21 protein-coding genes are annotated in these 24,631 nt (G+C 71.6%); 8 read left to right on the top strand and 13 right to left on the bottom strand.

Going from position 1 to position 24,631, the window contains the following annotated elements; genetic code table 11:
- Positions 1 to 13 precede the first annotated feature (13 nt).
- The 5 genes from ylqF to WME83_RS09415 all read right to left on the bottom strand — a co-directional run bounded on the left by ylqF (position 14) and on the right by WME83_RS09415 (position 6,465).
- A complete protein-coding gene (gene ylqF / locus WME83_RS09395; RefSeq protein WP_437318926.1) occupies positions 14 to 922 on the bottom strand; it encodes a ribosome biogenesis GTPase YlqF in 909 nt (302 codons plus the stop codon).
- Positions 923 to 954: 32 nt separating this feature from the next.
- Positions 955 to 1,677 carry a DsbA family oxidoreductase gene (locus WME83_RS09400; protein WP_437318927.1) on the bottom strand — a complete coding sequence of 241 codons (723 nt, stop codon included), beginning with the start codon at positions 1,675 to 1,677 and terminating at the stop codon, positions 955 to 957.
- A 127-nt stretch (positions 1,678 to 1,804) separates the two neighbouring features.
- On the bottom strand, positions 1,805 to 3,502 hold the full coding sequence (locus WME83_RS09405) for a rhomboid family intramembrane serine protease (RefSeq protein ID WP_437318928.1): 1,698 nt from the start codon (positions 3,500 to 3,502) through the stop codon (positions 1,805 to 1,807).
- Between the two features lie 118 nt (positions 3,503 to 3,620).
- A complete protein-coding gene (locus tag WME83_RS09410; protein ID WP_437318929.1) occupies positions 3,621 to 5,441 on the bottom strand; it encodes a protein kinase domain-containing protein in 1,821 nt (606 codons plus the stop codon).
- 250 nt (positions 5,442 to 5,691) lie between these two features.
- On the bottom strand, positions 5,692 to 6,465 hold the full coding sequence (locus tag WME83_RS09415; RefSeq protein WP_437321981.1) for an endonuclease/exonuclease/phosphatase family protein: 774 nt from the start codon (positions 6,463 to 6,465) through the stop codon (positions 5,692 to 5,694).
- A gap of 282 nt (positions 6,466 to 6,747) precedes the next feature.
- Between WME83_RS09415 and WME83_RS09420 the strand changes: the two genes are divergently transcribed.
- Both WME83_RS09420 and WME83_RS09425 read left to right on the top strand, forming a co-directional pair.
- On the top strand, positions 6,748 to 7,182 hold the full coding sequence (locus WME83_RS09420) for a GNAT family N-acetyltransferase (RefSeq protein ID WP_061622845.1): 435 nt from the start codon (positions 6,748 to 6,750) through the stop codon (positions 7,180 to 7,182).
- A gap of 193 nt (positions 7,183 to 7,375) precedes the next feature.
- On the top strand, positions 7,376 to 8,266 hold the full coding sequence (locus WME83_RS09425) for an SDR family oxidoreductase (protein ID WP_437318930.1): 891 nt from the start codon (positions 7,376 to 7,378) through the stop codon (positions 8,264 to 8,266).
- Positions 8,267 to 8,466: 200 nt separating this feature from the next.
- Here WME83_RS09425 and WME83_RS09430 read toward each other — a convergent pair whose 3' ends face one another.
- Both WME83_RS09430 and WME83_RS09435 read right to left on the bottom strand, forming a co-directional pair.
- Positions 8,467 to 9,387, bottom strand: a complete 921-nt coding sequence (locus tag WME83_RS09430; protein WP_437318931.1) for a hypothetical protein — start codon at positions 9,385 to 9,387, stop codon at positions 8,467 to 8,469.
- A 42-nt stretch (positions 9,388 to 9,429) separates the two neighbouring features.
- Positions 9,430 to 10,266 carry a DUF692 domain-containing protein gene (locus WME83_RS09435; protein ID WP_437318932.1) on the bottom strand — a complete coding sequence of 279 codons (837 nt, stop codon included), beginning with the start codon at positions 10,264 to 10,266 and terminating at the stop codon, positions 9,430 to 9,432.
- A gap of 996 nt (positions 10,267 to 11,262) precedes the next feature.
- Between WME83_RS09435 and WME83_RS09440 the strand changes: the two genes are divergently transcribed.
- Entirely contained in the window at positions 11,263 to 11,733 is a 471-nt protein-coding gene (locus tag WME83_RS09440; protein ID WP_437318933.1) for a hypothetical protein, read from the top strand.
- A 9-nt stretch (positions 11,734 to 11,742) separates the two neighbouring features.
- Here the strand turns inward: WME83_RS09440 and WME83_RS09445 are convergent, their stop codons facing one another.
- Positions 11,743 to 12,588, bottom strand: a complete 846-nt coding sequence (locus WME83_RS09445) for a PPK2 family polyphosphate kinase (protein WP_437318934.1) — start codon at positions 12,586 to 12,588, stop codon at positions 11,743 to 11,745.
- 79 nt (positions 12,589 to 12,667) lie between these two features.
- A complete protein-coding gene (gene otsB / locus WME83_RS09450; RefSeq protein ID WP_437318935.1) occupies positions 12,668 to 13,474 on the bottom strand; it encodes a trehalose-phosphatase in 807 nt (268 codons plus the stop codon).
- A gap of 237 nt (positions 13,475 to 13,711) precedes the next feature.
- Here otsB and WME83_RS09455 point away from each other — a divergent pair, with 237 nt between their 5' ends.
- The gene (locus WME83_RS09455) at positions 13,712 to 14,683 is read left to right on the top strand and encodes a D-alanine--D-alanine ligase family protein (protein WP_437318936.1); all 972 of its coding nucleotides are present in this window, start codon (positions 13,712 to 13,714) and stop codon (positions 14,681 to 14,683) included.
- On the opposite strand, the gene WME83_RS09460 is transcribed toward WME83_RS09455, so the two are convergent.
- Positions 14,671 to 15,705 (bottom strand): putative zinc-binding metallopeptidase, encoded by a 1,035-nt coding sequence (locus WME83_RS09460; RefSeq protein ID WP_437318937.1) that lies wholly within the window; start codon positions 15,703 to 15,705, stop codon positions 14,671 to 14,673. The two genes, WME83_RS09455 and WME83_RS09460, sit on opposite strands and share 13 nt — an antisense overlap.
- Before the next feature lie 322 nt (positions 15,706 to 16,027).
- Here WME83_RS09460 and WME83_RS09465 point away from each other — a divergent pair, with 322 nt between their 5' ends.
- Entirely contained in the window at positions 16,028 to 17,212 is a 1,185-nt protein-coding gene (locus WME83_RS09465) for an MFS transporter (protein WP_437318938.1), read from the top strand.
- Between the two features lie 113 nt (positions 17,213 to 17,325).
- Entirely contained in the window at positions 17,326 to 18,390 is a 1,065-nt protein-coding gene (locus tag WME83_RS09470) for an ABC transporter substrate-binding protein (protein ID WP_437318939.1), read from the top strand.
- A gap of 27 nt (positions 18,391 to 18,417) precedes the next feature.
- On the opposite strand, the gene cynS is transcribed toward WME83_RS09470, so the two are convergent.
- Positions 18,418 to 18,861 (bottom strand): cyanase, encoded by a 444-nt coding sequence (cynS, locus tag WME83_RS09475; protein ID WP_437318940.1) that lies wholly within the window; start codon positions 18,859 to 18,861, stop codon positions 18,418 to 18,420.
- A gap of 45 nt (positions 18,862 to 18,906) precedes the next feature.
- Between cynS and WME83_RS09480 the strand changes: the two genes are divergently transcribed.
- Both WME83_RS09480 and WME83_RS09485 read left to right on the top strand, forming a co-directional pair.
- Positions 18,907 to 19,035 (top strand): hypothetical protein, encoded by a 129-nt coding sequence (locus tag WME83_RS09480; protein WP_437318941.1) that lies wholly within the window; start codon positions 18,907 to 18,909, stop codon positions 19,033 to 19,035.
- A 335-nt stretch (positions 19,036 to 19,370) separates the two neighbouring features.
- A complete protein-coding gene (locus tag WME83_RS09485) occupies positions 19,371 to 19,946 on the top strand; it encodes a hypothetical protein (protein ID WP_437318942.1) in 576 nt (191 codons plus the stop codon).
- A 248-nt stretch (positions 19,947 to 20,194) separates the two neighbouring features.
- Here the strand turns inward: WME83_RS09485 and WME83_RS09490 are convergent, their stop codons facing one another.
- Both WME83_RS09490 and WME83_RS09495 read right to left on the bottom strand, forming a co-directional pair.
- Positions 20,195 to 21,445, bottom strand: a complete 1,251-nt coding sequence (locus WME83_RS09490) for an efflux RND transporter periplasmic adaptor subunit (protein ID WP_437318943.1) — start codon at positions 21,443 to 21,445, stop codon at positions 20,195 to 20,197.
- Positions 21,442 to 24,612 (bottom strand): efflux RND transporter permease subunit, encoded by a 3,171-nt coding sequence (locus WME83_RS09495; RefSeq protein WP_437318944.1) that lies wholly within the window; start codon positions 24,610 to 24,612, stop codon positions 21,442 to 21,444. The genes WME83_RS09490 and WME83_RS09495 overlap by 4 nt, the downstream gene beginning before the upstream one ends.
- Between the last annotated feature and the right edge of the window lie 19 nt (positions 24,613 to 24,631).

Here is a 24,631-nt window from a genome sequence, read left to right on the forward strand (position 1 = left end):
GCCGCGCCGCCGCTCAGGCGCTCTCTTCGATCCCCGAGGGCAACTCCAGCCCCGGCGGCTCTTCCAGGCTGATGCGCCCGAGGCGCCCGGCGCGGAAGTCGTGGACCAGGATGTCCGACGCCTTGTGCAGGTCCACCGCCCCGCCGCTCCGCAGGCAGCCGCGGCGGCGGCCGATCTCCTCGATCAGCGCGGGGGCCGTCTCCGGCAGCTCCTTCAGCTTGTAGCGGGCGACGAGGAGCTCGGGATAGCGCCGCAGGAAATACCCCGCCGCGAAGAGGGCGACGCTCTGGTAGTCCATGGCCGTGTCCGGGATCGCCCCGCCCACGGCCAGGCGGAACGAGGCCGCCTCGTCGTCGATCTTCGGCCACAGGATGCCCGGGTTGTCCGAGATGGCCATGCCGCTCTTCAAGGTGACGAGCTGCTGGCTCTTGGTGACCGCGGGCTCGTCGCCGACCTTGGCCACCTTGCGCTCCATGAGCGTGTTGATGAGCGTCGACTTGCCGACGTTGGGGATCCCCACGATCATCGCCCGCACCACCTTGCCCGGGCCGTTCTTGGGGGGTACGAGGCGCTTGCAGAGCTCCGGGATCCGGCGCCGCGCCTCGGACGACTGGGTCGCGGAGAGCGCGATCGCGAGCACCTTGCCCCCCGGCGTCGCCTCGCGCGACGCCTCACCGGGCGCCGGGTGCTCCGCCTCCAGGTGGCGCAGCCACGCCGTCGTGACGGCCGGATCCGCCAGATCGCTCTTGTTCAGCACCTTGATGCACGGCTTCTGGCCGCGCAGCTCGGCCACGACGGGGTTCTCGCTGGCCTGCGGCATGCGGGCGTCGAGCACCTCGATGATGACGTCCTGCGACGGCATCGACTCGGCGATCAGGCGCCGAGCCTTGGTCATGTGGCCGGGATACCATTGAATCGCCATCCGCCGCGGAGCTCTCTATCACGCCCGGCGGCTCACGCGCACCCGTCCGGGCCGCAGGCCGCCCCCTCGGCGAGCATCGGGTCGGACGCGTCGGGCTCGCCGGCCGCCTCGTCCCACGTCCGCTGGAGCACGCCGAGGAGCGCCTCCGCCGGCTGCGCGCCGGAGACGCCGTACCGCCCGCCGAAGGCGAAGAAGGGGACGCCCGTGACGCCGATCGCCCGCGCCTCGGCCTCGTCGGCCCGCACCTCGGCCGCGAAGGCGTCGCCCGCGAGCGCCTCGCGGACCTCGGCCGGGTCGAGCCCCGCCTCGCCGGCGAGGCGCGCGAGCACCTCCGGCTCGCCGATCGCCTCGCCCTCGGTCATGTAGGCCCGGAGGAGCCGCTCCTTCACCGCGCCCTGCGCGCCGCGCTCGGCCGCGAGGTGCAGCACGCGGTGCGCGTCGAAGGTGTTGCCGGGCCGGACCTTCTCGAAGCGGAAGTCGAGCCCGTCCGCCGCGGCCACCTCGGTCATCTGCCGGATCATCGCCTCGGCCTTGGCGACCGACGCGCCGTACTTCCTCGCGAGCCGCTCGGCGTACGACACCTCCGCGCCGAGGACGCGCTTCGCCGCGGGGTCCAGCTCGAACGCGCGCCAGACGACCTCGACGGCATCCCGGTGCGGGAACCTGGCGAGCGCGGCCTCGAGCCGGCGCTTGCCGACGTAGCACCACGGGCACGCGATGTCGGACCAGACGTCGACACGGAGCTTCTTCGTCATGGCGAGCAAGGTAGGTCGCCGCGGCGCGTCCGGCCAGGCGCGTTCGTCGTGGGCGCGGAGGGCGAGGGGAGGCCCCCGTCGGGTCGTCCGCTCGCCGCGGACGCCGCCGGCCCCGGGTCGCCGCGCCTCATTGGAGCGCGATCGTCGCCGCCACCTTGTCCTCGATCCCGGCCCAGGACGCCGGCCGGTTCATCGTCGAGTAGGCCTGGAGGACCACCTCCCGGCTCCCGAGCACGACGATGTAGCTCACCATCTGCACGCCGTTCTTGAGCTCGTTCCTGACGCTCACCGCGGGGCGCCCGCCCAGGTCGACGCGCGCCGCCGGGCCCTTCTTGACGGTGTTCGCCGGCCGGTGCTCGTCGAGCGCCTTGCGCTCCTGCTCGAGGAGCTCGCCCACCTGATCGGGCGGCACCTCGCCGTCCAGCGGGAAGACGGCGATCTGGAACATGAGCGGCGTCTGGGGCAGCCGCCCGTACGTGTGGAAGGGGATGCCGTTCAGGTCCTCCACGGCCGTGACCGTCGCGAGCGTCTCCGGCAGCTCGAGCGCGACGCCCGTGTCCGCGACCGCGACGCGCGTCAGCGCCGGCGGCTCGCCGAGCGCCCACGGGCGGCCGGCGACGAGCGCCACCGCCACGGACGCCGCCATCGCCGCGGCCGCGAGGGCGGCCGCCGCCGTGAGGAGGGGGCGCGGCCTCGGCTCCGCGTCCGCGGCGCGCGCGCGCTGCTCGACCGGCAGGAGGCCGCGGGGCAGGACCGAGACGACGAGCGCGAAGCCGACGACGCCGCCGCCGAGGTGCGCGAGCAGGTCGACGCCGGGCTGGAAGCTGTAGACGAGGTTCAGCCCCAGCGGCCACCACGCGCGGCTGCGCATCTGCGCGATCATCGCCGGGGGCAGGAGCCCGTGGGGCCGCAGCGCGATGCCGATGCCCGCCATCATGAGGCCCCAGATCGCGCCCGACGCGCCGACGCTCCACCGCTCCTCCAGCATCGCGCTCGCGACCGAGCCGCCCAGCGCCGACGCCGCGTAGAGCAGGAGAAACCGCCGCGGGCCGAGGAGCGCCTCGAGCATCGGGCCGAACGACCAGAGCGCCAGCATGTTGACGAACAGGTGGATCGGGTCGGCGTGCAGGAAGGCCGACGCGAGGAGCCGGTAGAGCTCGCCGCGGCGCACCGCCTCGCCGCTGTTGGCGCCCATGCGCCAGAGCGCCGCCTCGTGGGTGCCCGAGCCGAAGAGGTAGCTCACGGCGAGGAGCGCGGCGCACGCGATCACGAGCGTCGTCGTGACGCCGCGGCTGCCCGTCAGCCTGTCGACGATCGCGCGCTCCTGCTGCGCCAGCGCCTGCCCCTCCTCGAGCGCCCGGGCGATGCCGTCGGGGCCGAGCGGGCCCACGTCGGCGAGGCGCCCGTAGGCCCCGTCGAGGGCCGGCAGGGCGGGCCCCTTCACGCGCGCGAGCGCGCCCGCCGCGTCGAGGTGGTGGAAGCCCATCCGCACGGGCTGCACGAGCGGCGCCGCCTTGGCGAGCGCGGCCCGGCCGGCGGCGGCGCCGCCGCCCACCACGACGAAGTGCGCGGGCGGCCCGCCGGGGCGCACCGCCTTCACCAGGGGCTCGATCCGGGCGCGGATCTCGTCGGCCGAGGCGTCGTCGGCCGCCCTGACGAGCAGGAGCCGGAGGGGCGCCGCCGCGGAGACGAGCTCCGCCACGTCCGCGTCGCAGCGGAGGAGCACGAAGGCGTCCGGCCCGCGGAGCAGCGCCGCGAGCAGGCGGTCGCGCCGATCCACCGTCTCGTCCGCGAACGCGCCGTCCATGCTCGGCTGCTCCACCACGCTCTCTCCTCCTCCTGCGATCGATCGCGCGGAGAGCGTAGCGGAAAGGCGGCGCGCGCTGGGTCGCGAAGCGCGCCCGGCGCGCGGAGCCGCGCGCCCTGGGCCGCGGCGCCCGGGCTCACCGCAGGGAGGTCGACGCGGCCCGCGCCCCGTGCGCCGCCGCGTCGCGGCGGAGCGCCTCGGTGACGGCCGGCAGCTCCCTGAGCCAGTCGAGCCTCGGGCGGTTGCGCATGAGCCAGGCGAAGGCGTCCTTCATGGCGCTGAACACCTCGTAACGGAGCCGCGTGCGGCTCAGCAGGATGAACTCGATGGCCACGTTGCGCATGAGCGACGCCCGGAAGCCGTGGTCTTCGAGCACGAGCGCGGCGCACATCCCGTGGGCCGCGAGCTCCCTCGAGAGCTCCGCCAGCGAGCTCCGGACCTCCGGCCCCGCCGGCATGCTGTGCTCCTCGAGGATGACCAGCGTCGCCTGGAGCTGGCCGCCGTGCTCGCGCAGGACGCGGCGGACCCCGCGCACCGCCGCTTCCGTGGTGCGCCCGCGCCAGATCTGGAAGAGGACGCCGTTCCAGGTGGCGATGCAGTGAGCGTCGTCCAGCGCATGGACGAGCGGCCGCTCAGTCCCGCCGCCGCCTAGGCCGCGCGGCGGCGCGGCGCTCCCGGGCGCCCGGGGCTCGACAGGCGTCGGCGGCGGGACGGAGCTCGCGCTCCTCGGCCGCAGCGCGTCTGCCCGCAGCGCGTCTGCCCGCAGCGCGTCTGCCCGCAGCGCGTCTGCCCGCTGCGCCTCCAGGCGCGGCGCTCCCGCGGCGCGGGGCTCGCCGGGCGCCGCCGCGGGGCCCTCGCCGCCGCCGCGGCGATCGCCCGTCGCCCCGCCTTCGGCCGCCTCCGCGGTCCGCTCGTCGCGGTCCCGGAGGCCGGGGAACGTGATCGTGCTGCCGTAGGCGTCGACCGGCGCGGGCCTCTCCTCGGCCCCGACGTCGGCGGCGGACGCCGCCGGCGGCGAGGACGACCCGCGGCGCCGCGCCTCCGCGGCGAGGGACGCCGCGGCCCCCGCCGGCGCGTCGAGCGCGGCGTCGAGGAGGCGATCGAGGGCGGGCCACATGGGGGCGGCGCTCGTGAACCGGGCGAACGGGTCGCGCTCGACGCAGCGGGAGAACCAGACGTCGAACCCGGCGGGGAGGGGCGGCAGCCCGAGCTCGGCCGCGCGCCGGCTCGCGGCGGGGATGGGCTCGATCAGGACCTCGCGCAGCAGCGCCGGGAGCTCCCGGCCCCGCCAGAAGCGCTGGCCCGCGAGCGCGAAGAACGCGACGAGCCCGTACGCCCAGACGTCGCTCTGAGGGAGCGCCGCGTAGCTCACGTGGGCCTGCTCGGGGGCCATCCAGAGCGGCGTGCCCAAGGCGCCCGTCGTCGAGGTGCGCGCGTCGGCGATGACCTTGGCGATGCCGAAGTCGAGGAGCTTGACCCGCGGCGCGGCGCCGCCTTCGGCCGCTTCCAGGAAGACGTTCTCGGGCTTGAGATCGCGGTGGACGATGCCCGCGTCGTGCGCGGCCTCGAGCGCGCGCCCGAGCTGCTCGAGGACGCGGCGCGCCTCGGCGATCGGGAGCGGGCCGCTCTGCTCGACGCGCGCCGAGAGGGTCTCGCCGTGGAGCAGCTCCATCGCGAGGTAGGGCAGGCCCGACGCCGCGTCGACGCCGGCGATGAGCACCTCGACGATGTGCGGCGACCCGATGAGCCCAGGCGCCCGCGCCTCCCGCTCGAAGCGGCGGCGCTCCTCGGGGTCGGTGGCGCGCACCGGGTGCATGACCTTCACGGCGCGCTCGCGCGCAGTGCTGTGCTGGCGGCAAAGATACACGCTGCCCATGCCGCCCGAGCCCAGGGGGCGCACGACCTCGAAATCGCCCCCGATGAGGGTGCCAGCGTGCAGGCCGTAGGGTGAATCCATGGCGCGGGCCGAAGTGATGGCCTAGCGGACCGCTCCGGGTCTGTCACGCGAGGCCGGGTCGATTCAACCTCGCCGGCGGCTCGTCTCGCGCCGGCCACGGCGAGCATTCCTGTGATCTTGCAGTGGTGTTGTTCGGATTCAATCGGGTCGCACGGGCGCGCGGTGAGCAGGTCCGCGCCCTGCTCGAACCGTGCTCCGCTCTTGCCGCGCGCGGACGCGAGGGCGCGTGGATCGCGCGCGCCCGGCGGCGTCAGTCGATCTCGGCGACGACCGCGTGGTGGTCGGACGCGGCGCCGACGTCGACGACGTCGGCGAGCGCGAGCCGGCCGGAGAGACGCGGTGAGAGCAGCACGTAGTCGGTCCGCGTCTCGACCTGCGCGCCGGCGCGGCCGCGCAGCGCGGTGGCCCAGCGCGGGGAGCGCGGCCGGAGGCGCAGCGCGTCGGTCCAGCCGAACGCCTCGAGGGTGTCCATCGTGTCGAACCGCGGCGGGCTCCCGTACTTCTCGATGCCGGCGGCCGCGAGGCGCGCGTCGAGGTCCGCGGGGTAGGGGTCGCGGCGCGAGATCGCGTTGAGGTCGCCAGCGAGCGCCCAGAGGCCCGCGGCGAACCGGGCGGGCGGCACGAGCGAGAGCAGCCAGCGCGCCTCGGCGAGCCGGCGGTCCTCGCTGCCGGCGTTGAGGTGGGTGCCGAGCACGAGCAGCGGCTCGCCGGCGAGCTCGAGCTCGAGCTCGACGAGGCAGTGGGCCAGCACCTCGGGCGCGTGCACGCGCGCCTTCACGAGCGGCGCCCGGCTGACCACGGCCACGTGGTTCCGCCGGCCGCTCGGCCGCGGGTTGGCGCTCCCGAGCACGGCGTGCCGCTCGCCCGGCGGCGCGCCGAGCGCCTCGGCGACGGCCCGGAGCCGGGCGCCGTCCTCCCAGCCGACGCACTCCTGGAGGACGAGCAGGTCCGGGCGCGCGGCGGCGACGATCGTGAGGATCGCCTCGAAGCGATCCTCGCCGCCGGAGAGGATGTTGAAGGTCATGATCTTCACGGTGGGATCAGGCTAGCTCGTCCGAGCAGAGCAGCTCCAGCGCGTGCTGAATCCGGTGGACGCGGCGCCCGTGACAGCGCACGAATCCGGCACGGCCGGGCGCGGGGCCGCGCCTCGGCTCGCAGGATTGACGGATGGGACGATGAGCACCGAGCAACGAAGCCTCCTTGGGGCAGCGCAGCGCGCCGCCCTCGCCATCATCGCCGGGGCGGCCGCCGCGGCGCGCGCGGGCCTTACGGGCCGGGCTCCCTCCGCGGCCCTGGAGAGCGCCTGATGGCCGGCGAGATCCTCCCGATCCGCAGCGACTCGCCGCTCTACGTCGGCGCGCTCCGCCTGCGGTACGAGGTCTTCGTCGTCGAGCAGGCCGTGCCCGCGGACATCGAGGTCGACGAGCTCGACGAGGGCGCGCAGCATTTCGTGGTCCTGGACGGCGACGAGGTCGTCGCGACGATGCGGATCGTGCCGTACGGGGACGCGCTCAAGGTCGGCCGCGTCGCCGTCAGGAAGGATCTCCGCGGCACCGGCCTCGGACGGCGGCTGCTCGAGGAGGCGATCCGCGTCGCCGCCGCGCAGGGCGCGCGCGCGCTGGTCTTGAACGCCCAGGTCGCCGCCGCGCCGTTCTATCGCAAGCTCGGCTTCGTCGAGGAGGGGCCGATCTTCGACGAGGCCGGCATTCCGCACACCCGGATGGTCAGGCGGATGACCTGAGCCCGCTGTAGATTCGCAGCGGGCGTGCGCGGCGCGCCCCCGGAGCCGCCGTGACACGCGCCCGTTCGCCGGCAGATCGCGCGATCCTTGACGTCGACGCCGACATGCTGGCAAGCCTGGTGTCGCTGCGCGGCCGCGCGGGCGAGGGGTGGGGCGCTCCCGGGCGCCGCGCTCGAAAGGAACGGGTGACCCGATGACTGTGCAGCGGATCCTCCTCGCCGGCGCCACGGGCGCGGTCGGCTCCGAGCTCTTGCGCCTGCTCCGCGGCCGGGATCACTTCGTGCGCACGCTCTCTCGCACCGAGGGCAACGCCGCGGGCATCCGCGGCCTCGCCTCGGAGGTCGTCGTCGCCGACGCGGCGGAGCCCGGGGCCGTGACCGGCGCGCTCGATGGCGTCGATGCGGTCGTGTCCTGTCTCGGCGCGAACGTCTCGATGACGCTGCGCGAGCGCAGGAGCTATTACGACGTCGACGTGGTGGCGAACACGCACCTGCTCGAGGCGGCGAAGCGGGCCGGGGTGAAGCGCTTCGTCTACCTCTCCGCGCACCCTGGCCCCGGCTATGCCCACACCCGCTATCTGGCGGCCCATCTCCAGATGGAGGAGCGCATTCGCGCCTCCGGCCTCTCGTTCTCGTTCGTGCGCCCGACGGGCGTCTACTCCGCGCTGAACGACATGATCGCGATGGCCCGCGCCGGCGTGGGCGCGGTGCCCGGCGACGGCCTCGCGAGGACCAACCCGGTGCACCCCGCGGACGTCGCCGAGGCGCTCGCCGAGGTGCTCGCCGGGGGGCCTGACGTGGTGCCCGTGGGCGGTCCCGACGTCATGACGCGCGACGAGGTGATGCGCCTGGCGTTCGACGCTGTCGGCAAGAAGGGGCTCATCGTGCACGTCCCCGCGGGGGTGCTCCGGTCCACGAGCGTGCTGCTCGAGGGCATCCATCCGCGGCTGTCGGATCTGCTGGAGTTCGTGGCGGCGGTCATGACGTCCGACTCGCTCGCGCCCGCGCGCGGGACTCGGCCGCTGCGCGCCTGGTTCGAGGCGCTCGCAGGCGCGCCGGCTAGCCCGCGGCGAAGCGAGGGCTAGCCGAGAGATCGTCGAGCATCTCGCGACGCCGCGGGCCAGATGCCCTGCTGGCCTGCATTTCCTCGACCGGCCTCGGAGACCGCTCTAGCGCATCGATCAGCTCGAAACGCCCGAGAATGAAGAGATTGGAACCACAGAGGGCACAGAGGAGAGAGAAGAAATAGGAATTTTTATTTCTCTCCCCTCTGCGCCTCTGTGGTTCATTTTCTCGGGGTTTCAATCCGTTCGATCGTCACGAAGTTCAGTGCGTAGAGCTTCTGCAGCGCTCGGCAGCAATCTCGCTCGGCGGCGGCCCGCGCGGCGGGATCGGCCTCGGGGTCGAGCATCTCCGCGAGGATCTCCCGGGTAGGCTTTCCGCCGCCGGCGCGGTCGAGGAACGCCTTGATGAGCCGCCCGACGCGCGCCTTCTGGACGCGATCGGCCACCGCGATCCTCCCGAACAGGATCAGCGTCGTCGCCGGCTCCGGATCGAGCGGCGCCTTGCCGTCGACGAGCGCCTGGATGAACGGCAAGACGTCGCACGAGAACTCGTGCAGCTCGACGTGCCGGCCCGCGCGCACGGCGCCGTCGAGCAGCGCCTCCTCGGTGACGCTCGGCCTCGACGCGTTCCGCGACCTGAAATCGTCCGCGCTCTCGGCGCTCGCGGCGTCGGACCACAGCACGAACTCGGCGCGCTCGCAGCGCATCACGTCGGCGAGGTAGGGGATGTCGAGCTCCCCTCGTTCGAGTTGCCGCTCGACGAGCTCGGCGAACCAGAGGGCGTCGCGAAACGCGCGAATCAGGCGTTCGGACTTGATCGGGCGGTAGGTCGCGACGAGGCTCCGCTGCACCTTCGACAGCGCCCTGCGGCGCCGGAGCAGCGCGAACGTGGCGGGGAAGTACGTCTCGACGAGGGAGAAGCGCTTGACGCTCAGCGACCCCGAGATCCAGCGCAGCCGGTCCTTGTCGAGGGACTGGAGCGCGGACATCTGCCCGGCGCTCAGCGCGTTCTCTTCGGCGAAGCGCGCCGGGTCGTCGTAAAACCGCTCGAGCGCCTGAGGATCGGTGAGCAGCCGCGCGAACGCCGTCTGAAACGCTGACTGGTCCGTATCCATCGCCCGCCCCTCCGTCACGTCATTCATCGCACGTTCCATCGTCCACCCTGCGGCTCAGCGAGCATCGCCTCACGCCCAGACGGCCCTCGCGTGCTCGACCTCTTCCAGGACATCGTCGAATTTGTCCGGCGGATTCGCGTCGCGCTCGATGAGGATGCCGCGCACGGGCGCCCTCCGGCAGAGATAATCGAGCAGGTCCCAGACCTCGGGGTGCCTGTCGACCGGGTCGCTGTGCGTGTCGATCCACATCCCGTCTTCGTAAGCTCCGCCGGCCAGGTGGACTTGCACGACGCGCTCGAGCGGGATGCGGTCGATGAACTCATACGGATCATAGTGGAGATTCTGGGCGTTGATGTACAGGTTCGTGAGATCGAGCAAGATGCCGCAATCGGCGTCGTTCACGACCTTGCTGATGAAGTCCGCCTCCGTCATGGTGCCCCCGGGGATCTCCAGGTAATAGGCGATGTTCTCGAGGAGCAACGGGACGCCGAGCATGTCCTGGAACTGCCGCGCCTTGGCCGCGCAGCGCGCCGCGGCGGGCTCGGAGAACGCGATCGGCGTGAGCTGGCCAAGCTCGATCTGGGAGACCTGCGTGAAGCAGAGGTGATCGCTGTACCAGGGGGCGCGGACCGCCTTCGCGAGGCGCGCGACGTCACGGCAATAGTCCATGTCGAGCGGCGCGTCGGTGCCGATGGATAGCTCGAGGCCATGGGGCGCGATGGGGATACGCTGGCTCAGCTCCATGGCGCGCGCGACCCGCCCCTGGGTCCGGTAGATGTAATGGTCCGCGCAGATCTCGATCCAGTCGATACGATCGCGGTGTTGCTCGATCCCGCGCACGAACCAGGGCCGGTAGGCGAGCCCAACGCCGATGCGCGGGAGGTCGAATCTCGGCTTCACACTCATGAGCAGCTCCTCGCGCGCAGGGAAAAGGAGGCGCCCAGGCAGCGCAGCGAGCGCTGCCTGGGCGCCGGCGGCGGGGGGCGCGCCCCCCCGCCGCTCATGTCATTCGTCGCTCAAGCGGCCGTAGCAGCATCGGCAACACAGCGAGACCTCCCGCACCTCCAGTTCGATGGGGTCGTCAGGGATGAGCATCTCCAAATCGAATCCACTGGTATCCGTATTCATCGTATTGGCTCCTCCATCCGAGGCAGGTCGATCTCCTCGGTCACGGACAGGTCGGCAGGCGCCTCGTGCGGACCGAGGCCCGCCGCGTCGCACCCACCGGCTCTCCGCCCGCGCCGATGCCCAATCAATAGCCGTGCCGCTGGAGGATCGGCGTGCCAGGCGTGCGTGCAGGGCCGCGAGGATGCGCCCGGCTCCGTGCCTCACGCATGGCGATGGCGGCGGTGAAACGGCCGGGGAACGACCTGGGTCGACCGAGCTCACCGGTGGACTTCGCAGGAGAGCACAGGGGCGGAGGTGGCGGACCGCCGTGACCAGCTCGCTCGTTCGAGTCCCGCCGAGGAGGGCAACGTCTTGCTTGGGAATGCAAAATCCCGCAGCTGAAGGCAGAGCCTTGCTGAGGGAGGCTCGCTGAGCGCGGTCGCCGCGGCGACCTCGGAGACGCGCGCGCGTGCGTCAGCCGCCCCCCGGGCTGCGCGAGCGCCGAGCGCGGCCGCTGCTGCCGGGAGCGCCGCCGCGCCGCGGGAGACGGAGCGCCGTACGTCATCGGCGCTCGGGGTCAGCCGCGCGTGCCGGGCGAGCCCGGCAGATCCCTCCGCAGACCCGCAGGCGGCTGGTTCACGGCCCGTCGCGAGGGGGCTGCTCGGCTCGCCACCGCCCAGCGCCGCGCATCCCGCCCGCGCCCCGGGCCGCCAACTTCCCTGACGTGGCCTGATCCGACGTCTACACTGGCGCGGTGGGCCGGTTCCGCGCGTGCGCGGGGCCGGGCGGTGTCCCATGAAAAAGCAGAGAATCGAGGACCAGAGCTGGCTTTACGTCGACTACCGCGGCGTGATGCGGAGCTACGAGCTCGGCAAGGGCCTGATGCTCTACGTCTGTCGCGGTCTCCAGGTCGGAGAGTTCGCGCCCCACGTCATCGCGGACGGCGAGCGGCAGATCCAGCAATTCCAGCGGTGCATCTACATGGTGGACGCGCTCGATTCGCCCAGGATGGACACCGATTTTCGCGACCAGATGACCGAGTGGCTGAAGAAGAACTGCCCGCGCGCCGAGGCCCACCTGCTGATCCGGTCCAGGCTCTTGCAGATGGCCGTCAACGTCGCAAACCTCCTGATCGGCGCGAGCATGACGCACGCCTATTCCGACGTCGCGGCCTGGGAGGGCGTGGGCCGGCGCACGATACCGTGGTTCAGGCGCCGGCCGCTCGTGGTCCCCGACGACGTGGGCGAGCCCCGCGCGTCGTCCTGAGCTGCCCGCTCACCCCTTGTGCCGCACGCCCTTCGATCGGCGGTACTCCTCGAGCTCCTCGCGGCCTTCCTTCCCGTTCCGCTCGAGCGTCTTCAGCCAGTCGTCGCGGTATTCCCGCATCGCCTCGGCCACGGCCTCGGCGACGACCAGGTTTCTGTACCATTTGGCGTCGGCCGGGACGATGCACCAGGGCGCGTACCGCGAGGAGCAGCGCCGGAAGACGTCCTCGTAGGCCTCCGTGTACTCGTCCCAGACCTCCCGCTCCTTCCAGTCGTTCACGTTGAGCTTCCAGGCGGTCGATGGGTTCTCCTCGCGCTCCAGGAGCCGCTTTTCCTGCTCCTTCTTGCTGATGTGCAAGAAGAACTTGATCACGATGGTCCCGTGCTCGGCGAGCAGCTCCTCGAAATCGTTGATGTGGTCGTAGCGCTCGCCCCACAGCGATTTGGGCGCCAGGTCGTGCACGCGCACGACGAGCACGTCCTCGTAATGAGAGCGGTTGAAGATGGCGAACTCCCCAGCGCGCGGCGCGTGCCGGTGAATCCGCCACAGGAAATCGTGCTCCCGCTCCTCCTTCGTCGGCACGCCGAACGAGCTCACGCTCACGCCGCGCGGGTTCAGCGCGCCGACGACGTTCTTGATCGCGCCGTCCTTGCCGGCCGCGTCGCGGCCCTGGAGCACGATGAGCACGCTGTGCGTCCGCGCGCCCCACATGAGCTCCTGAAGCTCGAGCAGCTCCTTGCCGAGCTCGTGGAGCCGCTCGGCCGCCTCCTGCTTCGTCGCGTCGCGGGGCGGGTCGGTCGAGACGTCCTCGAGGCGAAACTTCGAATCGGGCTTCGTGAGTCGCGTGATGGGCATGCCCGCGAGCGTACACGATCCGGTCCGGGCGCCTCCCCTGGAGCGACGCCGCCGGGCGGCGCGGCCGCGCGGCCGCCCCTCACGCCGGGCGCAGCGCCGCGCTCGCCAGGCCGCCGCGCCGCACCGCGAGCGCCTCGAGCAGCGCGATCCACGCCCCGGGGTCGCCGAGCGTCAGGTCGGGCTCGACCCCGGCGTCCGGACGCTCGGCGGAGGCGATGTACACCCCCACGCCCCCGTTCGCCCGCGCGTAGGCGATCGCCGGCTCGTCGGTCGTGTCGTCGCCCGCGTAGACCACGAGCGTCCCCGGCGGCAGCCGCGCCAGCAGGAAGGCCAGGGCGCCGCCCTTGTCGTGCGCGGCGTCCCTGGCCTCGTGGATGCTGCGCCCCCGCATGACCACGAGCCCCTTCCGCCGCGCCGCGCCCGACCACGCCTCGATCGCGTCGAACGCCGCCGGCCGATCCTCCGCCGAGACGAGCCGCCAGTGGAGCGCGATCGAGCACCGCTTGCGCTGGACCCAGAACGCGGGGACGCGCCGCGCGATCTCGTCCGCGTCCCGCTCCAGCGCGTCGAGCGCCTCGGCCGGCGCCTCCGCCTCGTACACGAGCGCCCCGCCCGGCGCCGCGATCTCGGCCCCGTGCTCGCCGACGCGCCACGCCGCCCCGAGCGCCGCCGTGCGCGTCGCGACGTCGTGGATCGTCCTGCCCGACACGATCGCCACCGTCGTCCCCGGCGCGCCGGAGAGCGCCCGGAGCGCCTCGATGGCGCCCCGCTCCGCGACCGCCCCGCCCGACACCGCGGCGATCTCGGAGATGGTCCCGTCGAAGTCCGTCGCGAGGAGCAACGACGGCGCTGCCGCCGCGCGCTCGATGAGCTGGCTCACGTCCATGCTGCTCAAGATTCTACCGTGACCAGGCCCCGGTGAGGATCTGCAAGCTGCAGAGGCCGGCAGAGCCTCCGCTCCAGAGCGGCAAATCGCCCCTCTGCGACGTTGCGCCACGGCGGTGAGGCGCCGGCGAGGGGCGGTTTCCCCTCGTTCTCCCCGCAGATCGAGCCTGGCTCGCTTCATGCTCATACGTCGAGCGTCGAGTGCGTCGGGTGCGTCGACGCGGCGCCGAGCCATACCATGAACATCGTCGTGCTCACGTACATCGAGGCCCCGGACCAGAAGCCGGATGTTGTTGTCGAGCAGGTCGTCCGGGCGCTCAGGAACGGCGGACACGAGGTGTCCGTCATCGCCGAGCACGGCGACGTCGCGCGGCTCGTCTCCGCCCTCTCGCGCGCCCGCCCCGATCTCGTCTTCAACCTCATGGAGATGTTCGGCGACAACGTGCTCGGCGACGTCTCCGTGGTCGGGCTGCTCGACATGCTCGGCCTCCGCTACACGGGCTCCGGCCCCGCGGAGCTCTCGCTCGCGCAGGACAAAGGCCTCTCCAAGAAGATCCTCGCCTTCGAGGGCATCCTCTACCCGAGGTTCGCCGTCTTCTCCAAGGACGCGGATTTCGAGACCGGGGGCAACCTGCACATGCCCCTGTTCGTCAAGCCGCTCCGCATGGACGCCTCGATCGGCATCGACAGGAACGGCCTCGTCCACGACGCCCGATCCCTCATGAAGCGGGTCCTCGCCATCCACGAGGAGTGCGACGACTCGGCCCTCGCCGAGGAGTTCATCGAGGGGCGGGAGCTCTACGTGGGGATCCTCGGCAACGCGCAGCCCACGGCGCTCCCGCCGATCGAGATCGATTTCACCGGCTTCCCGTCGGGGCGGCCGCACATCCTCGATCAGAAGGCGAAGTTCGATGAGCAGAGCGCCGAGTACAAGGGCACGAAGGCCGTGGTCGCCGAGCTCTCCGACGAGCTCCGGGCGAGGCTCCAGAAGGTCTCGCTCGACGCCTACCGGGCGCTCCGCGTGAAGGACTACGGCCGGGTCGATCTCCGGCTCACCGAGGCCGGCGACATCTACGTGATCGAGGTCAACGCGAGCTGCTACCTCGAGGCCTCGGGGGAGTTCGCCATGGCCGCCGCCGCGGCCGGCGTCGGGTACGACGCGCTCGTCCAGCGGATCGTCGACCTCGCGATGCAGCGCTACGCGAAGTAGCTGCCGGTGCGCACGTGGTTCATCGCGAGCGCCGTGACGAGCGCCGCGAAGGCGATCACCGCCGTCCGCTCGTTCGCGGCGCGGTACGCGAGCCCGAGCTCGCCCGCGCGGCCGGCGAGGTGGCGCACGAGCGGCCGCGTCGCCTCGGGGAAATGGCCGGTCGAGCGGTAGACGCTGGCGACGAGCTCCCGCTCCATGTCCAGGATGAGCGCCGCGGCCGGCCGCTCCGCGCCCGCCTCGTCCGGCGCGTCGAGCTCGTCGAAGATCGCCCGCAGCGCGCCGTCGAAGCCGCGCGGCAGCTCGCCGTCGCCGGGGAGCGCCGCGCCGTAATACTCGTCGAGCGACGTGCCGAGCTCGGCGACGTCCTCGTCGAGCGCGTCGTCGGTCACGACCGGGTCGAGGTCGCGCAGCGCGGCCATGGCGCGATCGCAGTACTCCAGCTTGGCGAGCGCCTCGGGCCAGTCGGCGTACTCGACCCGCCACGCGCGCCCGGGCGTCATCCAGACGGCGAACGTCTCTGCCCAGTCCTCGTCCGGGTGCTTCTGCGCGTACCAGCCGGGCAGGTGCACGACATGCCGGCGGCTGAACGGGATCGGCCTGTAGCCCTCGTGGTAAGGCGCGTCGATCGGGCCGAATCGCTCCACCCACTCCGGCTCGCCGTACAGGCGATAGGCGTAATTGACGACGTGCCCCATCTCGTGGCGCAGATAACGCAGGCAATCCGCCCGGGAGACGCCCTCGACGTGCCCTGTGCGCGCGCCGTGGAGCGCCGTCAGGTCGGGCCTCGCCAGGTAGAACGGGATGCCGATCGCGATCGTGTTGAACGGGACTCCCCACTCCGTGGAGAGGTAGAAGCGCGGGCGGACCCGGCGGATCCCGGCGAGCTCGAGCTCCGCCGTGAACTCCGCGATGATCGCCTCGAGGCGCGTCCCCGCGATGGTGAGGCCGAGATCCCGGAGCGGCACCGGCCCGAGGGCGGGCTCGTGAAACGTGGGCTCGGTGGGGGGAGCGGCGGCGGCCATGGCGCCAGCATACTGCCGCGCCGGCGCAGGCGCTCGCCGTCGCGGGCGGCCGATCGGGCGCAAGGCCGCGCGTCGCGCCGGCGGCGTGGTCCTGCTTGCGCCGGAGCAGCGGATCACCACCGGTTGCTGCCGGGGCAGCAGCGCGCGCGCGGGCGGCCTCGCCGAGCGGCGCGCGGCGGCGCGGCACGGGCGTTGCTGACCAGCGTGGCACCGCGGACACGCGGCGACGGCTGCTGATCGCTGGCGCGGATCGACAGGCCTGATTCGAGCCGTCCACGAGGTCAAGCTGCGTTCCTTCATCGACAAGAACCGCTTTCTTCTGGTGTTCGCGGCGCTGTCCTCGGTCATGGGCATCAGCGTCGGCGTCGCCAAGGTGACCACGACGCTCTACGCGCTGGATCTCGAGGCGAACGAGGCGCTGCTCGGGCTCATCGCCGGGTCGCAGAGCGTCGGGGTGCTGCTCATGAGCATCCCGATCGGGCTCCTCGTCGATCACCTCGGGCCCTCGCGGCTGTTCGTGCTGGGGAGCCTCGTGGCGGGGACCATCTACATCGCCTTGCCGGCGGTCCCGTCTCCGGTGTTCCTGCTGGTCTGCACGACGGCGATCAGCTTCTTCATGCCGCTGCGCTTCGTCTCGCTGAGCACCGTGTTCATGCAGCAGCTCGAGACGGTGGGTGAGGGCAAGGCCGGCTGGTACCGCGGCACCCATATGGTCGGCATGTTCCTGCTGGGCCCCATGCTCGCGGCCACGCTCACCAAGGCCCTTGGCTTCCCGGGCACCTACTGGCTCATCGGGGGCAGCTTCCTCGTCACGGTCTTCATGTCGCCGATCGTCTTCGGCCGTTATGCGGCGCGCTCCACCCCCCGGAGGGAGCTCCGCCTCTCCGGCGTCCGGTCCGATCTCGGCCTGCTCGCGCAGGACGTCGAGCTGCGCGGCGTGTGCATGATCGAGTTCGCGGCCCAGTCGGTCAATTCGTTCTTCATGTTCTTCATCATCCCGATCGGCGTCGCCGTCGCCGGCCTGACGGCGGCCGAGGCCTCGGGGCTGCTCGCGTGGCAGGGCGTGACCTACATCTTCGCGCTGTTCTCGCTGGGCGGCCTGGTCGGCCGGGTCGGGCACGAGCGCATCTACCTCGCGAGCCTCGTCCTCGTCCCGATCGCGCTGCTCTTGCTCGGCCTCTCGGGCGAGCTGAGCCTGCTCCGCGCCGGCGGCCTGATCCTCGGCCTCGGGCTCGGCCTCTTGCAGATCGCGAACCTCACCCGCATCGCCCGCATCGGCGCGCGCGTGGGGCGGGGGAAGGTGGCCGGCTTGCACGCCCTCGTGGGCCCGTCGGGAGGCCTGTTCGGCAGCACCGTGGGCGGCCTCGTGGGCAAGAGCCTCGGCCTCCAGTCGATGTTCCTGCTCCTGTCCGTGCTCTTCGGCGTGCTCCTCGCGCTGGCGCGCAGGACGTCGAGCGCGGTGGTCGCGGTGCACCCCGACCCGACCGAGCCGGCGGCCGCCGAGTGAGCGCAAGAAGCGTCAGCCGAGAAGCACGGCGCGCGCCGTCGACGATGTCCCCCGAGGAGAGGGGCGATCCAGATCACGCGCCGACCGACGGCGCACACAGAGGCCTTGCACCCATGCGCGAACTCGAACCGCCTGCTCCGTTCACCGCCACCCGCCGCGCGTTCGTGGCGGCGCTCTCTGCCGCGCTCTCGCTCGCGGCCTGCTCGAAGGTCGAGCCGGGCGGCGGTCAGGGCGACAGGGCCGCCGGCGACTACGAGGTGCTGGAGCTGCGCCATCAGGGGTTCGCCGGCGTGGTCTCGGTGCCCGAGCTGGCAGAGGACCTCGGGTACCTCGCCCCGCTCAAGCTCAGCTACGTCGGCAACACCATCAGCGGGCCGCAGGACATCCAGACGGTGGTCACCGGCGACACGGATTACGGGCAGGCGTTCAACGGCGCGGTGATCAAGCTGATCGCCGCCGGGGCGCCGCTCCGGGCGGTGGTGGGCGGCTACGGGGTCGACGCGAAGCGCTGGAGCGGCTTCTACGTGACCGAGGACAGCGCCATCCGGTCCCCGCGCGACCTCCTGGGCAAGAAGGTCGCGATGAACACGCTGGGCGCGCACCACGAGTTCATGCTGAAGGAGTACCTGGCGCGAAACGGGCTGACGAGCGCCGAGATCGCGCAGGTCACGCTGGTGGTGCTGCCGCCGGTGAGCGCGGAGCAGGCGCTCCGGCAGAAGCAGGTCGACGTCGCGGTCCTCGGCGACATCCTGCGCGACAAGGCGCTCGAGCGCGGCGGCATCCGGGCGCTGTTCTCGGATTACGAGCTGTTCGGCGAGTTCACCGCCGGCAGCTACGTGCTGAGAAAGCGCTTCCTCGAGGAGAGCCCGAACAGCGCCCGCAAGTTCGTGGAGGCCGTGGCGCGCGCCGTCGAGTGGGCGCGGAGCACCCCGCGCGAGGAGGTGGTGGCGCGCCTCACGCGCATCATCGAGCGGCGGGGCCGCAACGAGGACGCGTCGGCGGTGAAGTACTGGACCAGCATGGGCGTCGCCGGCAAGGGGGGGCTGCTGTCGTCCAAGGAATACCAGGTCTGGATCGACTGGCTGGTGAAGGACGGCGAGCTGAAGCCGGGCCAGATCAAGGCCGAGGACCTGTACACAAACCAGCTCAACCCGTTCGCGACGACGCCGGTCCAGTGACGGCGCCGCCCCGGCGCGCCCCTGCCGCTACCACTTGCGGTAGGGGAGGAACTTGCCGTTCATCACCACGCGCACGCGGTCGCCCTTGGCGTCGGGCACCTTGTCGATGCTCATCTCGAAGTCGATGGCGCTCATGATGCCGTCGCCCATCTTCTCGTGGATCAGCTCCTTCAGCGTCGTGCCGTACACCTGCACGATCTCGTGGAAGCGGTAGATCAGCGGGTCGGTCGGCGGGTTCGGGCCGAGGGAGCCCTTCGACGGCGGCACCTGGAGCAGGAGCACCTCCTCCTGGCTGAGGCCGAGCAGGTTGCCGGCCGCGGCCGCCTCGTCGGCGCTCATGCATTGCTGCCCGAGCAGCGCCGAGGTGGTCCACACCTCGCTGCGCCCCACCGCCTCGGCCAGCTGCTTCCAGGTCAGCTTGCGCTCCAGCTTCGCTGCGACGATCTGCTCCACCAGGTCCATGCGCGTCATGGCGCCACGGTACGCGGGGGCAGGTTTCGTGGAGCTCTCGGGAGCGTGAACTTCCGGAGCGCCGCGGCGTTCGGGGGCGGCTATCTCGCGCTCATCGCGGCGGCGATGCCCGCCTGCAAGGTGCTGTGGGTGGTTATGCCGCGTAGGGGCACGCCGCGCTGCGCCAGGACGTGAGCCGACGTGAGTCATCGACGGTCGACTCCGGCGGCCATCACGCGGGCCCCGAGGCACTTCACCGCCCCGCCACATCGGGTGAAGTGAGAGGGGAGACGTGAGAGGTGAGACATGAGACGTGATTGACGCGCGGGCTCGCGTCCGTCTCCGCTCGACGGATAAGGCCGCATTTGCTAGGCTGCTTCAATTGGCCGGTGAGCGCTGTGAGCGCTCGCGAGCGCGAGGGCCATGCGAGACCGGAGTGCGCACGTGACGCCGCAGGCGCCGCGACGGCGCACGAATCGCCATCTCCCGATTGTAAAGAGAGGTGACTTACCATGAGAATTGCCACGAGCTTGTCGACTTTCTTCGCGGGCTGCCTGGCCACACTGCTCTGTACGGGCAGCGCGGCCGCGGCCGAGGGCCCGCTCGGCGACGACGTCGGCGTGGCGTCCAGCACGAGCTGCGACGACGAGAGCATCTTCCTGTTCCAGAGCATCGGACAGGATCAGTATCTGAGCTACCAGCGGGTGCTGATCGACGCGCCCATCAGCGAGGTCTGGCCCGTGCTCCGCGACATCGAGTGGTTCGTGGAGGCGGTCCTGCCCGACGTGGCGCCGACGTTCCTGTGGCTGAACGGCGGGGGCCCGGAGACGATCCCCTCGGAGTACCAGTTCACCTCGGGGGGCGTCACGCTCCACGAGGAGATCATCTACCGCTCCGAGGCGCACCACCAGATCCTCGTCCGCCTCCTGGATCCGGCGTTCGGCATGGAGCAGTACTACGCGCTCGGGGATCTCACCCAGTGCGGCGATCAGACGGTGCTGGAGTACACCCGGTATCTCGAGCTCGCGCCCGGCACGGACACCGAGTTCTTCAGGGTGCTGTTCACGCAGGAGTTCATCGACATCCCGGCGTATTTCGAAGATTAGCCCCCAGCGCGCCCGCCGCGCTTCTTGCATTCACCAGAGGCGCCCGTCGTCAGCCTAGAAAGCCAGAGAACGAGAGAACATAAACCACGGAGGCACAGAGGCACAGAGGCACAGAGGAGGAGAAAGAGCTCTTTCTTTTTCTCTCCTCTGTGCCCTCTGTGCCTCTGTGTTAAATTTCTTCTCCTCTGGGAGCTTTCGGCGCTAGCGCCGGCAGCCAAAGCGGCCCCGACCGCCGGGGCGGCGGCCGGTCACTTGAGGACCTCGACCGCCATCCCGTCGGTCAGCTCCGCGCTCGCGAGCTTCACGATCCGCTCGCTCCCGTCGAGCCCCGTCGACACGTGGATCGTCGCGCCCGTGTCGCGCTCGACCGTGATGGGCGCGAAGCGGATCTTGCCCCCGGCATCCACGACGGCCACGCGGAGCCCCTTGGCGTCGTTGTAGAGCGCCGTCGCCGGGATCTCGAGCACGCGGTGCGGCGTGGGCAAGGTCAGCGCGACCTCGGCGTACATGCCCGCGAGGAGCCGCCCGTCGGGGTTCGGCACCCGCACCTCCGTGTTCATCGTCCGCGTCGCCGCGTCGAGCGCGCCGGCCGTGCGCGCGATCGTGCCCTGGAACGGCTGCCCCGCGAACTCGCGCACCGTGACCTTCGCCGGCGCGTCGACCCGCACGCTGGGCGCCACGTCCTGCGGGACGCCCACGAAGACGCGCACCGGGTCGGTCGCCGCGATCCGGAACAGCGGCGTCCCGTTGCCCGCCGTGACCAGCGCCCCGCGGTCGATCGTCCGCGAGGTGACCGTCCCCGCGAACGGCGCGGCGATCTTCGCGAACTTCTTGAGGTCCAGGATGCGCTGGATGTTCGCCTGCTGCGCGGTGATCGCCGCCTGGGCCACGGTGACGCTCGCCTCGGCGACGTGCGCCTGGCCCTGCCGCTGCTCGAGCTCCTCCTGCGGCGCCACGCCCGCGGGGACGAGCTGCTGGTAGCGCTGCACGCTCGACCGCGACAGGTCGCGGTTCGCCTGGGCCTGCACGAGGCCGGCGTTCGCCTGCACGAGCTGCGCGCGCGCCTGCGCGAGCTCCTGATCGAGCTCGGGCGTGTCGATCTCGGCGAGGACCTGCCCCTCCTCGACCTTGTCGCCGATATCGGCGCTCCACTTCCGCACGTAGCCGCTCACGCGCGGGTAGACGACCGTCTCCTCGAGCGGCTGGATGCTCCCCGGCAGGACGAGCGCCCGGTCGCTCGACACCGGCTGCGGCGAGACGACCACGACGCGCGGCGCGGCGCCCTCGGCGGCCCGCGCGCCCTCCTCGAGCGCGGCGCGGGCGCTCCGGCGGGGCAGGTACGCCGCGGCGAACGCCGCCCCGAGCGCGACGGCGAGGCCCACGCCGAGGGCGATGCCGCGCGTCCGCGTCATCGCGGCGGGCGGCGGCAGATCGAAGCCGAGATCGTCGGCGGGAGGGCCCGGGGGCGGGGTCTGGGCGGGGCGTTCGGGGGAGCTCATAGGTCCTCGGCGAGCGGGTCTCTGGCCGGAGCCTTGCTCCGGAGGAGGCTGTACATCACCGGCACGAAGAAGAGCGTGCTCAGCGTGGCGACGAGCAGGCCGCCGATGACGGCGCGGCCCAGGGGGGCGTTCTGCTCGCCGCCCTCGCCGAGGCCGATCGACATCGGCAGCATGCCGAAGATCATCGCGAGCGCGGTCATGAGCACCGGCCGGAGGCGCGTCATGCCGGCGGCGAGCGCCGCGGTCGGGGCGTCGCGGCCCAGCTTGCGCTGGTCGTTCGCGAACGTCACGACGAGGATGCTGTTCGCCGTGGCGACGCCGACGCACATGATCGAGCCCATGAGCGCGGGCACGCTCAGCGTCGTGTGCGTCACGAAGAGCATCCACGCGATGCCGGCCACCGCGCCGGGGAGCGCCATCAGGATGATGAGCGGGTCGAGCCACGACTGGAAGTTCACGACCATCAGCAGGTACACGAGCACGACCGCGAAGAGCAGCCCGTAGCCGAGGCCGGTGAACGAGGAGTCCATGCTCTCCGCCTGCCCCTTGACGGTCACCTTCGTCCCGCGCGGCAGCTCGGGCCTGAGCTCGTCGATGACGCGCGAGACCGCGCCCGCGACCGAGCCGAGGTCGGTCCCGTCGACGTTCGCCTGCACGTCGAAGGTCCGCGCGACGTTGTAGTGCGTGATGTTCGCCGGCCCGGTCGAGCGCGCGAGCGACGCGACGTTCGACAGGAGCTGCGGGCGGCCGTCGCCGGTCGACAGCGGCGTCGCGTTCAGGTCGTCGATCGACCCGATCGCGTACTGGGGCGTCTGCACGGCGACGAGGTACTGCACGCCGCGCTTGTCGAGCCAGTAGGTCGGCGACGTCTGCCCGCTCGACGAGAGCGAGACGAGGACGTCGCTCGCCACGTCGCGCTGGCTGAGCCCCATCTGGTCGGCCATGGTGCGGTCGACGTTGATGCGGAGCTGCGGCCGCGCCGGCACCTGCGCGAGGTGCACGTCCACCGCGCCGGGGATCCGCTCCATGCGGTCCGCGATCCGCCGCGCCACCGCGTAGGTCTCGTCCTCCTTGCCGATCGGGCCCACGACCTGGACGTTGATGGGCGCCGCGAGGCCGAAGTTCAGGACCTGCGTCGAGATGTCGGGGGCGAGGAAGAAGAACGTCGTGTCGGGGTACGCCGCGTTCAGCTTCTCGCGGAGCTTGCGCACGTAGCCGGCGGTCGGCTGGTGGTGCTCCTCGAGCGCGATGAAGATCTGCCCGTCGGCCGACGAGATCTGCGCGCCCTCGCTCAGCGACAGGTTGATGCCGCTCGCCGGGATCCCGATGGTGTCGAGCATCGTGCGGATCTCGGCTGGCGGGATCACCTCGCGGATGGTCTCCTGGATCTGCGCGAAGTGGCGCTCGCTCTCCTCGAGGCGGGTGCCCGGCGCGCCGCGCACGTGGAGCTTGATGAGCCCGGCGTCGACGCTCGGGAAGAAGTCGCGGCCGAGCAGCGGGATCAGCGCGACGGAGGCGGCGACGAAGGCGAGGAACGCGCCCACGAACGCGGCGCGGTGCGCGAGCGCCCAGGCGAGCCAGCCCCCGTAGGCCGCCCGCAGCCGGTCGAAGGCGCGGTTGAACGCGGCGAAGACGCGCCCGAAGACGCTCTTCGTATTGCCGTGCTGCCCGTGCGCGTGCTCCGCGGCCTCGCGCTCGAGCAGGAGGCGCACGAGGGTCGGGACGAGCGTCCGCGACAGGAAATACGACATGAGCATAGCGAAGACGACCGCCATGGCCATCGGCACGAAGAGCGACTTCGCGGCGCCGGTGATGAACACCACCGGCACGAAGACGATGCAGATGCAGAGCGTCGAGACGAGCGCCGGGACGGCGATCTCCTGCGCGCCGTCGATGATCGCGCGGATGAAGGGCTTCCGCTGCCCGAGGTTCCTGTGGATGTTCTCGATGGCCACGGTCGCGTCGTCGACAAGGATGCCGACCGCGAGCGCCATCCCGCCGAGCGTCATCACGTTGAGCGTATGGCCGAGGGCGCTGAGCGCGATGATCGAGACGAGGATCGAGAGCGGGATGCTGATGACGACGATGAGCGTGCTGCGCCAGCTCCCGAGGAACAGGAGGATCATGAGCGCGGTGAGCCCGGCGGCGATGAGCGCCTCGTGCACGACCCCGTCGACCGCCGCGCGGACGAACACCGACTGATCGAAGAGCAGCGAGACCTTGAGCTCCTTCGGGAGCTTCTCCAGCGTGCTCGGCAGCATCGCGTGGATGCGCGACGTGACGTCGAGGGTGCTCGCGCTCCCGTTCTTGAGGATGCTGAGGAGCACGCTGCGCTTGCCCTCGACGTGCACCATGTTCGTCTGCGGCGCGTTCCCGTCGCGGACGCTCGCGACGTCGCGGAGGTAGACGGTCCTCCCGTTTACGGTCCTGAGCGGCAGCTTGCCGAGCTCCTCGAACGCCTCGGGGCTGCTGTTCATGATGACGGGGTACTCGTTCTCCCCCATCTTCGCCGTGCCGGAGGGCAGGATGACGTTCTGCAGGCCGAGGGCGGCGTTCACGTCGCGCGGCGACAGCCCCCACGCGAAGAGGCGCTGCGGGTCGATGTCGACCATGATCTGGCGCTGCTTGCCGCCGTAGGGGTACGGGATCTGCGTGCCCCGGATCGTGGCGATGTCGGCGCGGATGAAGTTGACCGCGTAATCGAAGAGCTGCTGCTCGCTCAGCGACTCGCTCTCCAGCGCGGCCTGCAGGATGGGCACGCTGGAGGCGCTGTAACGGATGACGAGCGGCGGGCTGATGCCGGGCGGCATCATGCGGATGGCGGTCTGCGAGACCGCCGTCACCTGCGCGGTGGCGGCCTCGATGCTGGCGCCCGGCTGGAGGAAGATCTTGATGATCGAGATGCCGGTGAGCGACTGGCTCTCGATGTGCTCGATGTCGTTGACTGTGGTCGTCAGGAAGCGCTCGTAGTTGTTGACGATGCGCTTCTCCATCTCCTCGGGGGGGAGGCCGCCGTAGTTGAAGATGACGGACAGGACCGGGATGTCGATGTCGGGGAAGATGTCCGTCGGCATCCGGGTGATGGTGAACACGCCCAGGATGACGATGAGCATCGACATCACGATGAACGTGTACGTGCGTTGCAGCGCGATCCGGACGAGCCACATGGGCGGCCAATTCCCGTCC

The sequence above is a fragment of the Sorangium sp. So ce385 genome (assembly GCF_051474135.1).
In the GTDB taxonomy this organism is placed as follows: Bacteria; Myxococcota_A; Polyangia; order Polyangiales; family Polyangiaceae; genus Sorangium; species Sorangium cellulosum_D.

Coding starts and splice junctions, on each gene's coding strand:
- ylqF (WP_437318926.1), bottom strand. CDS start 922: ATGGCGATTCAATGGTATCCCGGCCACATGACCAAGGCTCGGCGCCTG.
- WME83_RS09400 (WP_437318927.1), bottom strand. CDS start 1,677: ATGACGAAGAAGCTCCGTGTCGACGTCTGGTCCGACATCGCGTGCCCG.
- WME83_RS09410 (WP_437318929.1), bottom strand. CDS start 5,441: ATGGATTCACCCTACGGCCTGCACGCTGGCACCCTCATCGGGGGCGAT.
- WME83_RS09415 (WP_437321981.1), bottom strand. CDS start 6,465: ATGACCTTCAACATCCTCTCCGGCGGCGAGGATCGCTTCGAGGCGATC.
- WME83_RS09420 (WP_061622845.1), top strand. CDS start 6,748: ATGGCCGGCGAGATCCTCCCGATCCGCAGCGACTCGCCGCTCTACGTC.
- WME83_RS09425 (WP_437318930.1), top strand. CDS start 7,376: ATGACTGTGCAGCGGATCCTCCTCGCCGGCGCCACGGGCGCGGTCGGC.
- WME83_RS09430 (WP_437318931.1), bottom strand. CDS start 9,387: ATGAATGACGTGACGGAGGGGCGGGCGATGGATACGGACCAGTCAGCG.
- WME83_RS09435 (WP_437318932.1), bottom strand. CDS start 10,266: ATGAGTGTGAAGCCGAGATTCGACCTCCCGCGCATCGGCGTTGGGCTC.
- WME83_RS09440 (WP_437318933.1), top strand. CDS start 11,263: ATGAAAAAGCAGAGAATCGAGGACCAGAGCTGGCTTTACGTCGACTAC.
- WME83_RS09445 (WP_437318934.1), bottom strand. CDS start 12,588: ATGCCCATCACGCGACTCACGAAGCCCGATTCGAAGTTTCGCCTCGAG.
- otsB (WP_437318935.1), bottom strand. CDS start 13,474: ATGGACGTGAGCCAGCTCATCGAGCGCGCGGCGGCAGCGCCGTCGTTG.
- WME83_RS09455 (WP_437318936.1), top strand. CDS start 13,712: ATGAACATCGTCGTGCTCACGTACATCGAGGCCCCGGACCAGAAGCCG.
- WME83_RS09460 (WP_437318937.1), bottom strand. CDS start 15,705: ATGGCCGCCGCCGCTCCCCCCACCGAGCCCACGTTTCACGAGCCCGCC.
- WME83_RS09470 (WP_437318939.1), top strand. CDS start 17,326: ATGCGCGAACTCGAACCGCCTGCTCCGTTCACCGCCACCCGCCGCGCG.
- cynS (WP_437318940.1), bottom strand. CDS start 18,861: ATGACGCGCATGGACCTGGTGGAGCAGATCGTCGCAGCGAAGCTGGAG.
- WME83_RS09490 (WP_437318943.1), bottom strand. CDS start 21,445: ATGAGCTCCCCCGAACGCCCCGCCCAGACCCCGCCCCCGGGCCCTCCC.
- WME83_RS09495 (WP_437318944.1), bottom strand. CDS start 24,612: ATGTGGCTCGTCCGGATCGCGCTGCAACGCACGTACACGTTCATCGTG.